Annotated in this window: 14 protein-coding genes; 2 read left to right on the plus strand and 12 right to left on the minus strand. The window is 59.6% G+C overall.

Features of this window, described 5'->3' with window-relative positions:
• Positions 1 to 44: 44 nt before the first annotated feature.
• Positions 45 to 494, minus strand: a complete 450-nt coding sequence (locus ACOQOY_RS09790; protein ID WP_420585252.1) for a YtoQ family protein — start codon at positions 492 to 494, stop codon at positions 45 to 47.
• 85 nt (positions 495 to 579) lie between these two features.
• Positions 580 to 1,215 (minus strand): class I SAM-dependent methyltransferase, encoded by a 636-nt coding sequence (locus ACOQOY_RS09795; RefSeq protein ID WP_420585253.1) that lies wholly within the window; start codon positions 1,213 to 1,215, stop codon positions 580 to 582.
• An 84-nt stretch (positions 1,216 to 1,299) separates the two neighbouring features.
• Between ACOQOY_RS09795 and ACOQOY_RS09800 the strand changes: the two genes are divergently transcribed.
• On the plus strand, positions 1,300 to 2,184 hold the full coding sequence (locus ACOQOY_RS09800; protein WP_420585254.1) for a LysR family transcriptional regulator: 885 nt from the start codon (positions 1,300 to 1,302) through the stop codon (positions 2,182 to 2,184).
• Between the two features lie 44 nt (positions 2,185 to 2,228).
• On the opposite strand, the gene pheT is transcribed toward ACOQOY_RS09800, so the two are convergent.
• From pheT to ACOQOY_RS09850, 10 genes are all read right to left on the minus strand, one after another.
• Positions 2,229 to 4,625, minus strand: a complete 2,397-nt coding sequence (gene pheT / locus ACOQOY_RS09805) for a phenylalanine--tRNA ligase subunit beta (RefSeq protein ID WP_420585255.1) — start codon at positions 4,623 to 4,625, stop codon at positions 2,229 to 2,231.
• 88 nt (positions 4,626 to 4,713) lie between these two features.
• The gene (locus ACOQOY_RS09810; protein ID WP_420585256.1) at positions 4,714 to 5,121 is read right to left on the minus strand and encodes a cupin domain-containing protein; all 408 of its coding nucleotides are present in this window, start codon (positions 5,119 to 5,121) and stop codon (positions 4,714 to 4,716) included.
• A 69-nt stretch (positions 5,122 to 5,190) separates the two neighbouring features.
• Positions 5,191 to 5,997 carry an alpha/beta hydrolase family esterase gene (locus ACOQOY_RS09815; protein ID WP_420585257.1) on the minus strand — a complete coding sequence of 269 codons (807 nt, stop codon included), beginning with the start codon at positions 5,995 to 5,997 and terminating at the stop codon, positions 5,191 to 5,193.
• 243 nt (positions 5,998 to 6,240) lie between these two features.
• Entirely contained in the window at positions 6,241 to 6,675 is a 435-nt protein-coding gene (locus ACOQOY_RS09820) for a hypothetical protein (protein ID WP_420585258.1), read from the minus strand.
• Positions 6,672 to 7,745, minus strand: a complete 1,074-nt coding sequence (pheS, locus tag ACOQOY_RS09825; protein WP_171635078.1) for a phenylalanine--tRNA ligase subunit alpha — start codon at positions 7,743 to 7,745, stop codon at positions 6,672 to 6,674. Before pheS ends, ACOQOY_RS09820 begins: the two co-directional genes overlap by 4 nt.
• Positions 7,746 to 7,833: 88 nt before the next feature.
• Positions 7,834 to 8,931, minus strand: a complete 1,098-nt coding sequence (locus ACOQOY_RS09830; RefSeq protein ID WP_420585259.1) for a Hint domain-containing protein — start codon at positions 8,929 to 8,931, stop codon at positions 7,834 to 7,836.
• Positions 8,932 to 9,100: 169 nt separating this feature from the next.
• Positions 9,101 to 10,471 carry a glutamate--cysteine ligase gene (locus tag ACOQOY_RS09835; protein WP_420585260.1) on the minus strand — a complete coding sequence of 457 codons (1,371 nt, stop codon included), beginning with the start codon at positions 10,469 to 10,471 and terminating at the stop codon, positions 9,101 to 9,103.
• Positions 10,472 to 10,536: 65 nt separating this feature from the next.
• Positions 10,537 to 11,064, minus strand: coding sequence for a hypothetical protein (locus ACOQOY_RS09840; RefSeq protein ID WP_420585261.1), 528 nt, complete (start codon positions 11,062 to 11,064; stop codon positions 10,537 to 10,539).
• Positions 11,061 to 11,909 carry a GNAT family N-acetyltransferase gene (locus tag ACOQOY_RS09845; RefSeq protein ID WP_420585262.1) on the minus strand — a complete coding sequence of 283 codons (849 nt, stop codon included), beginning with the start codon at positions 11,907 to 11,909 and terminating at the stop codon, positions 11,061 to 11,063. The genes ACOQOY_RS09840 and ACOQOY_RS09845 overlap by 4 nt, the downstream gene beginning before the upstream one ends.
• Positions 11,906 to 12,631 (minus strand): 16S rRNA (uracil(1498)-N(3))-methyltransferase, encoded by a 726-nt coding sequence (locus tag ACOQOY_RS09850; RefSeq protein ID WP_420585263.1) that lies wholly within the window; start codon positions 12,629 to 12,631, stop codon positions 11,906 to 11,908. Before ACOQOY_RS09850 ends, ACOQOY_RS09845 begins: the two co-directional genes overlap by 4 nt.
• 12 nt (positions 12,632 to 12,643) lie before the next feature.
• Between ACOQOY_RS09850 and ubiA the strand changes: the two genes are divergently transcribed.
• Positions 12,644 to 13,606: a 4-hydroxybenzoate octaprenyltransferase gene (gene ubiA, locus ACOQOY_RS09855; RefSeq protein WP_420585264.1), complete on the plus strand. Its 963-nt coding sequence runs from the start codon at positions 12,644 to 12,646 to the stop codon at positions 13,604 to 13,606.
• Positions 13,607 to 13,632 lie beyond the last annotated feature (26 nt).

Consider the following 13,632-nt stretch of genomic DNA (forward strand, 5'->3'; position numbering starts at 1 on the left):
TAAAGCAGGGCTTGCGGCCACACATGGTCGCAAGCCCTTTGTTCTTAGCCCGGCAGCTTACCGGTCAGCACATAGCGCAGAACTTCGACCACCTGACGCGGTTCTTCCGCCACGGCCAGCGCAGCCGCATCCACCTCTTTCAGTGCGTGTTGGTGATCAGGCCCGTGCAAAACGATCAGCGATTTACCCAGTGCCGCCGCATAGCCCGCGTCAAAGGCTGCGTTCCACTGTTTGTATTTCTCTCCAAATCGAACGACGACCACATCAGCATCAGAAATACCTTTGCGGGTGCGGATCGCGTTCACCATCGCCCCTTTATGGTCATGCCAGTATTTGTTGGGTTCCGCCCCCAAAATGGCCACGCCGCAATCGTCGCTGGCATCGTGATCGGTGACCGGGCTGTTGAAGGTGATATCCAACCCCTGCGCGCCGTCGATGATCTGCTCGCGCCAGTCGGTGTGGATTTCCCCTGACAAATAGACTTTCAGGCCCATGACTTCCTCCGCAATTGTTCAGGCCCTACTTAAGGCGTGAAAGCGCGAAGCCCAATGCGGAGTTAGAAGAAACCGCTGATGAAACCTATTTACTTCGCGCCACCAGATACCGCGATGGTGGTTTTGCCGGATGGTTGCCGCTTTCGATTACATCAAACCCGGCTCGGATAACTGCGGTCTCCAAAGTTTGAACGTCAAACAGATTGACATAAGGCGCTTTGCCGAACAGCTGCATCACCGGAAGCATGAGTTTCATAAGCCCAAACTTCAATCCCAGTCCGCCCTCGGACAGGCACGGCGTCTTGGAGATGAACAAACCGCCTGGCGCCAGCCTCGCATGAATATCGGCAAAGACTGCATCGATATCTGGAACCAGATGAAACAGGTTGAAGCCAAGTACGGCGTCAAAGGTCTGCCCAGCTTCTGGCTTGGTGATATCTATGGTTCTGAAAGAGATATTCTCGATCCCTTCTGACTGTGCTTTAGCCCGACCGATACCCAACATGGCTTCGGAAAAGTCACTGGCCGTGACATGTGTGACCGAGGGTGCAAGCAACAACGCGGTTGATCCCGTTCCACAGCCAAGCTCAAGAATATTGTCCTGTTTGGACAGGTAGGACTGGGTTCGACCCAAAGTATATTCATACGATTCCATGTCGCGGATTGGATTGCGCGAGTACTTCTCGGCGATACCATCCCAGAATTCTGCAGCCGTGGTCATAAGGGATCTCCTTTGCGGGGAAACTACTCATGCGCGGATCGGATATAAATTGCCGAAATTTGCAGATCACTTATACATATTTGCATGAATGATCTCGGCGAATTCGACTGGAATCACATCCGCGCCTTTCTTGCGACAGCTGAAACTGGCTCATTCTCGGCTGCGGCCCGACAATTGGGCCAGACGCAGCCAACCCTCAGCCGCCAGATCGCAGCGCTTGAGGGTGATCTTGGCGTGATGCTCTTTGAACGCGTTGGACGTACATTGGAAATGACGCAGGCGGGGATAGAGTTACTGGACCATACCCGAACGATGGGCGAAGCTGCCAATCGTATCGCATTGACCGCTTCGGGACAGGCAAATTCCATCGAAGGACGGGTTCGGATCACTGCAAGCGATGTGATGTCAGCCTATGTTCTTCCGGATCTGCTGCGCGAGATTAGGGCGCAGGCTCCGCGATTGAAGATCGACGTAATCGCCTCGAATGACATTCGCGACCTGATGCGACGCGAGGCTGACATCGCGATCCGGCACGTCCGACCGGATCAACCCGAGCTGATTGCCAAACTGATTCAGGACGCACCCGGTCATTTCTATGCCGCCACTGAGTATCTGAACCGTGTCGGACGGCCCAAATCCATACGAGCGTTGTCGCAGTATGAATTCATCAGCTTCGGCGATACGGACAGAATGATTGCCTATCTGAAACCGCTTGGCATTCCCCTGACAGACGGCAATTTCCGACTGAGTTCGCAAAACGGAATTGTATCCTGGGAATATGCCAGGCAGGGCTTTGGCATCGCGCCCATGTCCCAAGCGGTAGGAGATGCAACCCCCGGCATGGAACGCGTTTTACCAGAGATGGAGCCGCTTACCTTCCCGATCTGGCTGACCACCCATCGCGAGCTACACACCAGCCGTCGCATCCGCTTGGTGTTTGATCTTCTGGCCGACTTCCTGTCGAAATAAAAAACGCGCCCGAAGGCGCGCTTTTGAACCAGATGATAATGAGTTCAGCCGCGAAGAACACCGCCCGTGGCCCTAGTGACCTTGGCGATGATCTTCTCGGCCACCGCTTCGATGTCTTTTTCCTTCAGCGTCGTGTCCGTCGGTTGCAGGCGCACGGTGATGGCCAGAGATTTCTTGCCCTCACCCAAGCTGCCGCCGATGAATTCGTCAAAGACGCGCACGTCTTCGATCAACGCCTTGTCGGCACCGGCTGCTGCATTCACCAGCGTCAGCGCCTCAACGCCCTCATCGACGACAAAGGCAAAGTCGCGCTCGACCGATTGCAGATCGCGCAGTTCCAGCGCGGCGCGTGTGGCACCGGACTTACGCGGCAAGGGCACCTCGTCCGGCCAGATGGTGAACGCCATAGCCGGGCCTTTGATGTCCATCGCTTGCAGGATGCGCGGGTGCAGCTCGCCGAACACGCCCAGAACCTTTTTCGGCCCAAGACAGATCTTGCCATGACGACCCGGATGCCACCATGCGTCGCCGTCGCGCAGGATCTGCACCTTGGCGGGTGCACCAATTGCAGCCAGTACAGCCTCGGCATCTGCCTTGACGTCGAACACGTCGACCGGGCGGGACGCGCCATGCACATCCTTCGGCCCATCGCGTCCGACCAGCAGGCCGGTGATCTGGGTTTTCTGGTCGCCGGGCTCGCCGTCATGGAAGACAGGGCCAACCTCGAACAGCGCGACATCCACGTAACCGCGCGCCTGATTACGGGCGGCCGCCTGCAACAGACCGGGCAGCAGGTCGGGGCGCATATGGCTCATTTCCGAAGAGATCGGGTTTTCAAGTTGGGTCGCTTCGTCGCCACCACCGAACAGAGCTGCTGCGGCCTGATCAATGAAAGTATAAGAAACGCATTCGTTGTAGCCCAGCGCAGCACAGGTCCGACGCGCCATCGACTGGCGGCGTTGAGTCGGCGTCATCACCGCCTTAGGGATACCATCGGTCACACGCGGCAGCGGTTTGCCTTGCAGCTTGGTCAGCGACGCAATCCGCGCGACCTCTTCCACCAGATCGGCCTCACCCATGATATCAGGACGCCAGCTCGGCACATGCGCCATCTCGCCTTCCAGACGGAAACCCAGACGGGTCAGGGTCTGACGCTGCTCGCTTTCGGGGATATCCATCCCGACCAGCGACTGCACACGCTCGGCATCCAGCTTGTAGGCCCGCGCGTGGTTCGGGGCCTTCCCGGCCTCAACCACCTTGGAGACCTCACCGCCGCAAATATCAAGGATCATCTGCGTCGCCTGTTCAAGCCCTTCCAGCGTGTATTCCGGGTCTACTCCACGTTCGAAGCGGTAACGCGCGTCCGAGTTGATCTTCAGCGCACGCCCGGTCAGAGCGATTTGCACATGATCCCAGAACGCACTTTCGAGGAAGACATTCACAGTCTCTTCGGTACAGCCGGTCTCTTCGCCACCCATGATACCGGCGATGGACTCGGGACCCTTGTCGTCCGAAATCACCATCATGCCGGGTTGCAGGGTGTATTCCTTCTCGTCCAGCGCAACCAGCTTTTCGCCGCCTTTGGCGCGATGAACGCGCAGGTTGCCCTGCACCTTATCCGCATCGAACACGTGCAGCGGGCGGTTGCGATCGAAGGTCATATAGTTGGTGATATCCACCAAAGCCGAGATCGGACGCAGACCAATTGCCTTCAACTGATCCTGCAACCACTGCGGGCTGGGTCCATTCTTGACGCCCTTGATCAGACGACCGGTGAAATGCGGCGCGCCATCCAGCGTGTCGTCGTCAATCGTCACCTTGATCGGGCTGTCGAAATCACCCGGCACCGGCGCATAGTCGCGCTGTTTCAGCGTGCCGATGCCACGCGCGGCCAAATCGCGCGCGATGCCTTCGACGCCCAGCGCATCGGGACGGTTCGGCGTGATCGCGATTTCGATCATCGGGTCGATCTTGGAAGGATCGTTCTCGGCCAGCCAATCGACGAACGCATCGCCAACCTCGCCCGAGGGCAGCTCGATGATGCCGTCATGCTCATCCGACAGCTCCAGCTCACGCTCGGACGCCATCATGCCATAGCTCTCAACACCGCGGATCTTGCCGACGCTGATGGTCAGGTCCAGACCGGGGATATACATGCCCGGTTTGCAGACCACGACGGTGATACCTTCGCGCGCGTTCGGCGCACCGCAGATGATCTGCAAATCACCTTCATCGGTCGCAACCGTGCAGACGCGCAGCTTGTCGGCGTCCGGGTGCTTCTCAGCGTGTTTCACATGGCCCAGCGTAAAGCCCTTCAACCGGTCCGCCGGGTTCACGATCTCTTCGACCTCAAGGCCAAGATCGGTCAGCGCTTCAGCAATCTCATCAACCGAAGCATCAGTATCGAGGTGGTCTTTCAGCCAGGAAAGAGTGAATTTCATCGGTCGGTTTCCGCCAGTAAATCTCGGGTCAGACCGCGTTTACCGGATAATGCGCAGAGGGGAAAGAGGGTGCGTGGGGCACCCGCCCCTACTCTTCGGCCACCGTGTTGGCAACCGTGTCCGATCCGACAAATACCGCCAGTATCCGGGCGATCGCGTCGCCGGTATTCTCACCCGCATGAGGTGAGCGGAAAGCCTCAACCAGCGCGTCGCCTTCCCTATACACCCGGACACCCGCCTCGCCGTAATCCACTGTAATCTCACCTTCAAGCACATAGGCTGCCAGCGGCGCATCATGGCGATGAACGCCGGTTTTCTGGCCCGGCTGCATGGTGACGATGGCCATGGTGATCTGCGGCGTGCCTTCGGGATAGACCAGCGGTTCGCCGATGACCGAGGTTTCGGTCTGCAACAGCACATCAACGGGCGGATAGCTGTCGCGGGCAAAGGCCGGGGCTGACGCAAGCACAAGCGCGATGGGTAGAAGGAGTTTCATGGCGCGACCTCTTTTGACAAACACGTGCCAGCAGTGACAAAGCGGGCGCTGCTGCGCAAGCGCTGCGTGTTACGGATAGGTTGGGGTACGGCCCAAAAGCTCGTCCAATTGCCGCCCGATCCAGCCGTGGGGGATGAAATGCCCGCCCGGATGGGTGTCCAGCACCACCTGCCCCTGCGCGCAATCGGTCCATTCCACCCGGCTGAGGGTCAGGATCGGTACCACGCTCCAATCGCCGCGGGGGGTGGCTCCGTTACAGTTGTACTTTTCCCGCCACAGCGCCACCGGATAGGTCGTGTCACCATTCGCGCCATAGGGAAAATCCATCACCGTATCGCTGAGGCCGTGCACATGGCGCGCCTCGCGCGGGCCTTCGGGGCAATCCTCGGTCTGGCGAATGCTGCCCGCAACGGCCAGCAGGGCGGCGATATCATTGCCCGACTGGCAAACATAGCGCCACGCCATCGCACCGCCGAAGGAATAGCCCGAGACATAGATGCGGTCCGGGTCAATCGGATAGCGCTTGGCGACATCCTCCAGCACCCGGTCGGCAAAGGACACGTCGCCTGTGTCCGAGGTCCAGAAATCCCAGCTTTTGCCCAACCCGTTCGGGGCCACCAGCAGCACGCCGCGCAGCTTGGTCGCGCCTGCGATACGTTCGTGGTTGACCACCACAGTCCCCTGCCGCGCCCAGCCGTGGAAGTGCAGCAGCACCGGCAGAGGCGTTTCACCATCCCAGCCCTCGGGCTCCAGCACATGGTACGAGCGGTCGCCGACCTCGCAGGCCGTATCGCCATGGCATTCGGTGTTCCACGGCCCCATGGCAAAGGCAGGGGTCGCGGTCAGCAGGAAGAAGCAAAGCAGTCGATAGATCATGCGCCCGACCCTACCCGGCCCGCGCGCCATGTCACGTCACAACCCTGTGGGAACCTGTAACAAGCCGCGCCATCGCCAGACCGCGGGGTGGCGATCCAAGGGTTGTGTTGGGCGCTTTTTGTGGAGGCCAAATCCGCGCGCTGTTCGATCGGTGCGCTGCCGGAGACAAATCGCCAGCCCGTGCGGGCGGTCTGGCGATGGCGCGGCGGCCTATCGGCCTTTGCTCCGCGCTTTTAGCTTGAGCTATTCATCACGAAGGGAACGACCGTACGGCGTAACAGTTATCAGTTCTTCATTGGTGACAATGGTCTCACCAAGGTTTTCCTTTCGGATCGCCTTCATCAGCTTTGAAAGCAAATCATCGAATTCCTCATGGGGGACCCTAACGCCCGATGAAATTCGCTTATCAAAAGCGACAAACTTCTTCATGGTCTCATCTGAGGCGACGACCGCAAACTTCATCTTTGCTGTTGCATACTTCGAAAGCGCATCTTCCTTTCCGATGCCTCCAAGACTGTGCGCATTTGCCAACTCGCATATCGCTTCGAGCATTTCGATATAGATCTCAAAATGCCGTGCTCTGATTTGTTCGCGTCGATCAAAATGCTTTTGAACCAAATAAGCTACAATACCGAGCCAAAAGGTAACAAACGCTAAGAGCAACGCTTCCAAATTCACCGCGACAAACCACCATGCAGGTTCGGCATATCCAGAGCCGCAAACCCATAGTGCCGCAGCCAGCGCAGATCGGAATCAAAGAACGCCCGCAAATCCGGAATGCCGTATTTCAGCATCGCCAGGCGATCGATCCCGATGCCGAAGGCAAAGCCCTGATAGACCTCGGGATCAATCCCACCGGCGGCTATCACCTTGGGGTGGACCATGCCCGAGCCCAGAATCTCCATCCAGTCGTCGCCCTCGCCGATCTTCAGCTGACCGTTGTCCCAGGAACAGCGGATATCGACCTCGGCCGACGGCTCGGTGAAGGGAAAGTGCGAGGCGCGGAAGCGCAGTTCGACATCGTCGACCTCGAAGAAGGCCTTCACGAACTCTTCCAGAACCCATTTCAGGTTTGCCATCGAGATGTCTTTATCAATCGCCAGCCCCTCAACCTGATGGAACATTGGCGTATGGGTCTGGTCATAGTCGGCGCGGTACACACCACCCGGACAAATCACGCGGATCGGCGCGCCCTGTTTCTCCATCGAACGAATCTGCACCGGCGAGGTATGCGTCCGCAGCACATGCGGCGGGCGGTTATCACCCTCGGCGCGGTGCATGTAGAACGTGTCCATTTCAGCGCGCGCGGGGTGGTGGCCGGGGATGTTCAGGGCGTCAAAGTTGTGCCAATCGGTCTCGATCCGTGGCCCTTCGGCCACCGAGAAGCCAAGTTCGGCAAAGATCGCGGTCAGTTCCTCGGTCGCCTGACTGACCGGGTGGATCGAGCCCTGACGGCGCGCGCGGGTCGGCAGAGTGACGTCCAGCCATTCGGTGCGCAGACGCTCATCAAGTGCTGCATCGGCCAGCGCGGCCTTTTTCGCGGACAGCGCCGAGTTGATCTCATCCTTCAGGGCGTTCAGCGCGGGGCCTGCGACCTGACGCTCTTCGGGCGTCATTTTACCCAGCTCGCGCATCTTCAGCGCGACCTCGCCTTTTTTACCGACAGCGGCAACGCGGATCGCCTCAAGCGCGTTTTCGTCGCCTGCTTCGGCGATTTGGCCGAGATATTTTGCCTTAAGATCGTCCATGACGCTTCCTGACCGTGGCCCCTGAATTCTGTTCAGGTCCTGCTATCACAGCAGTCCGCGAAAGCAAGAGGGGGTCGCGCCGTCTTGGTCAGGCCGCGCGCAGCAATCTCACTGTCTTGTCCTGACGTACCGGACGCGCAAAGGCACCGTAGGCATCAGGCCTGAGGCGAAGTTCAGGGAACAACGCGTACACCTCTTCCGCAGTTCTCTCGGCCAGCCCAACCAAACCTTCCTGCCCCGGGAAGAAACTTTCGGAAATCAGGCCAGAGGTCCGAAGCAGCTGGTGCCGATCAAACAGGATATGCACGTATGTCACACTGTCGCACGGCACCTGTTTCACCGTCGAGCCATTCGCAAGCATCTTGGCGGGAACCAGAACTTCATCCTCGGCAAACATCAATTCCGACTGCCAGCCAGAGATCAAAATCCTGTGCTGCGGTGATACCAATAAATCCCGCCGTGCCCCCAGCGCACCCGCGCTGATACGGATCGGAGCCAGAGAACCGCGCCCCGACACCGTGCGCTCTCCGATCCAACGCACGGGCAGCGCGCCGTTGTCGATGGTGAAAACCAGATCCCCCGGTCGCAGCTCCTCAATCGCGAGCGGGCCGGTCGGTGTATCGACTAACGTACCGGCGGTAAAACAAGCTGCACCGCTGTCGCCTGCGTTAACATCTTCAAAAGTAAGAGTGTCTGGGTCCGGCTGATTGAATTGCAGTGTAGTTGTTGTCGCGTTCGGCCCCGCGAGAACGGGCAAGTTGGTGGACACCGCCCCATCGGCTGCACCGCCGTTGGCAATGATACCTGTCGTGCCACCGCCAATGTCGTAGAAATCAATTACTGTGTTGGGAACGGTCGAGGTATCTGTAAGGGCGATCCCTTCATAAACTATCGGGTTGCCACTGTCCGGGTCGGTAATCAGAAAATTGAAATCATCCGCCGAAATGACATAGACGAACTCGTTGTTGTCCGGATCCTGCTGAACGGGGACAGATGGGTTCGTCAGGGCCAGCACCTGATCCAGCGAGACCTCAAGCCCGACATCCCCATTCGCCTGATAAAACGAAACCGTAAAGTTCCCGGGGTTCAGATTTTCCGCCGATGTCAAAGCGACTTCGACAAATTCATTGACCCCCGTGGTGGCTGCATATGCGTCAGAATAATGTAGTTCGCTGATACGTGCCATTAACTCGGGTCTCTATTTTTTCGTGTAAACTCGATGGCATAGCGCAGGCATATTTCACACCACCTATGCGCCATCACAAAAGACGCAACCTAGGGCTGCATCTGTCTCGGTTATTGCTTTTAGCGCCCGAATGCCAGACCGGGCCACCAAATCTGGACGAATTGGTAAATCAGTAACTGTATTCCGGGAAAACCCGCGTCAGATCGCCCTTCCAATCGCCATTGTAGTGATCCAGCAGCTCATCGGCTGGCACCTTGCCGGTTTCGATGCTGTCTTTCAGGGCGTTCAGGAAATGAGTCTCATCCGGAACCAGACCTCCGGCACCGGGAAAGGCGCGGGATTTCAGACCGGCCTCAGAGATCGCGACCACCTCACGCGCCAGATCGTGCATGTTGATGTTGCCGACCTGCGCTTGCAGCCCGTCTTTGGCGGCCTCGATCCGTAGAGATTCACGGGTCTCTGCGTCCCAGCCTTTGACCAGATCCCAGGCCGCATCCAGCGCGCCCTGATCGTAGGTCAGGCCGACCCAGAAGGCAGGCAGAGCGCACAGGCGGCGCCACGGGCCTCCGTCAGCGCCACGCATCTCCATGAACTTCTTGATTCGCGCTTCGGGGAAAGCGGTGGTCAGGTGATCGGCCCAATCGGACAGGGTCGGCGTTTCCCCCGGCAGGGCGGGCAGTTTGCCTTGCAAGAAGTCGCGGAAGGACATGCCCAGCGCGTTGATATATTCGCCGTTGCGATAGACGAAATACATCGGCACATCGAGCGCGTATTGCACGTAGCGCTCGAACCCGAAGCCTTCTTCGAACACGAAAGGCAGCATGCCGGTGCGGGCATCATCCAGATGCCGCCAGATATAGCTGCGCCAGCTTTTCTGGCCGTTCACCTTACCCTCGAAGAACGGAGAATTTGCGAACAGCGCCGTCGCCACAGGTTGCAGTGCCAGCGCCACGCGCAGTTTCTGCACCATGTCGGCCTCTGACCCGAAATCAATATTGACCTGAACCGTACAGGTCCGCCGCATCATGGCGCGACCCATGGTGCCGACCTTCTCCATATAGTCGTTCATCAGCCGGTAACGGCCCTTGGGCATCAGCGGCATCTCTTCATGGGTCCAGATCGGGGCCGCGCCCAGACCGATGAAACCCACACCGATTTCGTCGGCGATGTCCTTCACCTCGCGCAGGTGGGTGTTCACCTCGTCGCAGGTTTCGTGGATGGTCTCCAGCGGAGCCCCCGACAACTCCAGAGCGCCACCGGGTTCGAGGCTGACATTCGCGCCATCTTTCTCCAGACCGATCAGCTTGCCAGCTTCGCGCACTTCGGCCCAGCCATGGCGGTCGCGCAGCCCTTCGAGTACGGCCACGATTGAACGGGTGCCCTCGAACGGCAGCGGTTTCAGGGTGTCTTTGCAATAGCCGAACTTCTCATGTTCGGTGCCGATGCGCCAATCCTGCTTGGGCTTGCAGCCCGATTCCAGATATTCGGCCAGTTGCTCATGGCGTTCGATCGGTCCGCCGCCGGACTGGGGGATGGACATGAACCGTGCTCCGATCCTGATGTGTCTGTCTAGTTGGTCAGTCGTGGGGGCAAACCGCGCCAGTGTCAATGCAGCCTGAGATGGGCAGGCCGCATCGGCGTACGCTCCCAGATGACCACCGGATGTGGTGACCCCCCGTTCAGTTCGGCCAGCATTTGTTCTGTTTTCAGCCCCGGAAGAGCCGAGAAGACATCGAACAATGCCTCGGCCCCTTCAGCATTCACAGGAATGTGAAGCACAGGTTGCCCCGGTTGCTCCAACACCCAATGCGCAGGTGATGAGGTCGGGTCCAGCGCCAGCCGTTCGATTTCACGCGCGGCCACCATGCCGCCGTCCAGCGCACCCAGATAGGTGATCTGCCCCTCGTCGATGGTCACGACACCGGGGCCACCCGCGCCAGTGCGGAAGCGGGCACGTTGGATACCAATGACCGCAAGCGCCACCGAGACCACGACCAGCACCCAGCCCAGCCAGCCCAACAACCCTCCGGGACCACTGATCCAGCTAAGACCCACGAGCAGGACCGCCGTCGCCACCAGCACCTCGCGCCAGCGCCACATCGTCAGTTTGGCTTCGGGTCGGATGAAACTCATGCCGTATCCTCGGGGTTTGTGAACAGGACCAGAGAATACTGCCCCGCCGGTTGAAATCCGATTCCGATATAGGCACGCGCAGCAGAATCGGAAGCCGCGAACAGAACAGCGCGTTGCGCACCGGCATTGCGCGCCTCGATCAGATGCAGCGCAACCGCCAGACGGCCATAGCCGCGACCGCGCAGGTCCGGCGGCGTGTAGACACCGCCGATCTGGACAGTTTCGGGCAGACGGGCGTTAAAGCCCGTCATCGCCACAGGCGCGCCATCGAACAACAGGACCCGGTGAGAATCGCGCGCCGTATAAGAGACATAGTCCTCTCCAGCCTGTTTCTCGGCCCGCTCGGGGTCGAAATCCATGGCTTCGATCAGATAGTCTCGCCGCCAGCTTTCCGTCACCGCCCGACCAATCGCGCCCAGCGGAACAAGCGTCGCACCGGACGTATCTGGTACAACCAGCTGGTCCAGATTCAGCGTGAATCCGGGTTCATCGCTGTTCAGTGTCGCGGGGCGACCCTCCCACCCGGCCAGCCGCATGATCCGTCGGGCCTGAGTGGCTTCGGCAGCGAGGCCAAACAGCTTGCGGCCACGAATCAATTCAACCGCGCCTGCAAGTTCAGCGTCGGAACAATCGGGGCATTGCGGCAGAACCATGCCCTCGTTGGTGATCGAGAACAGGGCGCGAGGCGCGTCTTCCAACAGCCACACATTCAACGCACGTGGGTGCGTCGCGTTCAGGCCGTGATCGCGCAGATTGGCCAGTGGAAACATCGAGGTCTGGATATGCTGCGACAGGAACGCGTCGATCTTTGAGACATCCGCGTCCTGCGCTGCGCGCCACGTCACGACCAATCCCCCAGCGCCTGCTGCCACATGGTCAGCGCCGCTACTGCCGCCGTGTCGGCGCGCAGGATGCGCGGGCCGAGGCTAACCACATGCGCAAAAGGCAAGCCGGTCAGCCGGGCGCGCTCGCGGTCGGAAAACCCGCCCTCGGGGCCGATCAGAATGGCCCAGGGCTGGCCCGTTTCATTGGCTGCAAGGCGCAGGGCCGAGCCGACCTCGGCCTCGTTGCAGAACATCAGTTGGCGATCTTCGGGCCACCCGTCCGGAACCCGGTCGAGCCGTTGCAGGTCGGAGACCTCGGGGACGAACGTACCGCCGCATTGCTCGGCAGCCTCAACCGCATGAGCCTGCAACCGGTCCTGCCGGATGCGTTCGGAATTGGTGAACTCGGTCTGCACGGGCATGATCCGCGCCGCGCCCATTTCTGCCGCCTTTTCAACGATGAAATCGGTACGGGCCTTTTTGATCGGCGCGAACAGGAACCACAGATCGGGCGGCAGTTGCAACGGCTTGGTCTGCTCGACGCAGGTCAGAACACCGCCGCGCTTGCCGGCCTCAGCCACCTCGGCCAACCACTCGCCGTCCCGTCCATTGAACAGGGCCACATGCCCGCCCACGGCCAGACGCATGACGCCGAACAGGTAATGCGCCTGCTCGCGCGTCAAATCTACCGATTGCCCCGGACCCAGAGGGTGCTCTACATACAGTCTGATCTTTGCACTCATGAGACGTTACATATGCAAGGCAACGCCCCAACACCAGACGGTCAGGTCGCCGATGCGGTCAGTGGCAACTGGGTCGACACATACGCACCCGCATTTGCACGCCCTTATCTGAGGCTTTCCCGCGCTGACCGGCCTATCGGCACGTGGCTGCTGCTGATTCCCTGCTGGTGGGGTCTGGCGCTGGCCATCCTGAGCGACGGCAATCCGAGGTGGGAGGATCTGTGGATCGCCATCGGCTGCGCCATCGGAGCCTTCCTGATGCGCGGCGCGGGCTGTACGTGGAACGACATCACAGACCGGGATTTTGACGGGCAGGTCGAACGCACCCGGTCGCGGCCTCTGCCGTCCGGTCAGGTCAGTGTAAAGCAGGCGGTGACCTGGATGGGGCTGCAATGTCTGCTGGCGCTGGGCATTCTGCTCAGCTTCAATCAGGCCGCCATCGCCATGGGGGTTCTGTCGCTGTTGCCGGTGGCAATCTATCCCTATGCTAAACGGTTCACCTGGTGGCCGCAGGTGTTTCTGGGGCTGGCCTTTAACTGGGGCATTCTGCTGGCATGGGCCGCACATACCGGCACGGTCGGCGTGCCTGCGATCACGCTCTATCTGGCGGGGATCGCATGGACCCTGTTCTACGACACGATTTACGCCCATCAGGACACCGAAGATGATGAGCTGATCGGCATCAAATCCACCGCCCGTCTGTTTGGCACCGACACCGCACGCTGGCTGAAATACTTCCTCGTCGCCACGGTCGCCCTGATGGGGTTGGCCATTATCGACGCGGTAACAACGCAAGCGTCGGTCATGGCTCTGGTCGTGGCACTGACCGGGCCGTGGGCGATGGGGTGGCATATGGCATGGCAATTGCGCGGACTGGATACCGAGGACAACGCGAAGCTGCTGCAACTGTTTCGTGCCAATCGCGACACCGGCTTGATTCCGCTGATCTTCCTTTGCGTCGCCCTGTTGCTCTGATTGCACCTTGGCGCACGGCTCTGTAA

The organism is Ruegeria sp. (genome assembly GCF_965221235.1).
In the GTDB taxonomy this organism is placed as follows: domain Bacteria; phylum Pseudomonadota; class Alphaproteobacteria; order Rhodobacterales; family Rhodobacteraceae; genus Ruegeria.

Coding starts and splice junctions, on each gene's coding strand:
- ACOQOY_RS09850 (WP_420585263.1), bottom strand. CDS start 12,631: ATGAGTGCAAAGATCAGACTGTATGTAGAGCACCCTCTGGGTCCGGGG.
- ACOQOY_RS09790 (WP_420585252.1), bottom strand. CDS start 494: ATGGGCCTGAAAGTCTATTTGTCAGGGGAAATCCACACCGACTGGCGC.
- ACOQOY_RS09830 (WP_420585259.1), bottom strand. CDS start 8,931: ATGGCACGTATCAGCGAACTACATTATTCTGACGCATATGCAGCCACC.
- ACOQOY_RS09815 (WP_420585257.1), bottom strand. CDS start 5,997: ATGATCTATCGACTGCTTTGCTTCTTCCTGCTGACCGCGACCCCTGCC.
- ubiA (WP_420585264.1), top strand. CDS start 12,644: ATGCAAGGCAACGCCCCAACACCAGACGGTCAGGTCGCCGATGCGGTC.
- ACOQOY_RS09840 (WP_420585261.1), bottom strand. CDS start 11,064: ATGAGTTTCATCCGACCCGAAGCCAAACTGACGATGTGGCGCTGGCGC.
- ACOQOY_RS09835 (WP_420585260.1), bottom strand. CDS start 10,471: ATGTCCATCCCCCAGTCCGGCGGCGGACCGATCGAACGCCATGAGCAA.
- pheS (WP_171635078.1), bottom strand. CDS start 7,745: ATGGACGATCTTAAGGCAAAATATCTCGGCCAAATCGCCGAAGCAGGC.
- pheT (WP_420585255.1), bottom strand. CDS start 4,625: ATGAAATTCACTCTTTCCTGGCTGAAAGACCACCTCGATACTGATGCT.
- ACOQOY_RS09795 (WP_420585253.1), bottom strand. CDS start 1,215: ATGACCACGGCTGCAGAATTCTGGGATGGTATCGCCGAGAAGTACTCG.
- ACOQOY_RS09800 (WP_420585254.1), top strand. CDS start 1,300: ATGAATGATCTCGGCGAATTCGACTGGAATCACATCCGCGCCTTTCTT.
- ACOQOY_RS09810 (WP_420585256.1), bottom strand. CDS start 5,121: ATGAAACTCCTTCTACCCATCGCGCTTGTGCTTGCGTCAGCCCCGGCC.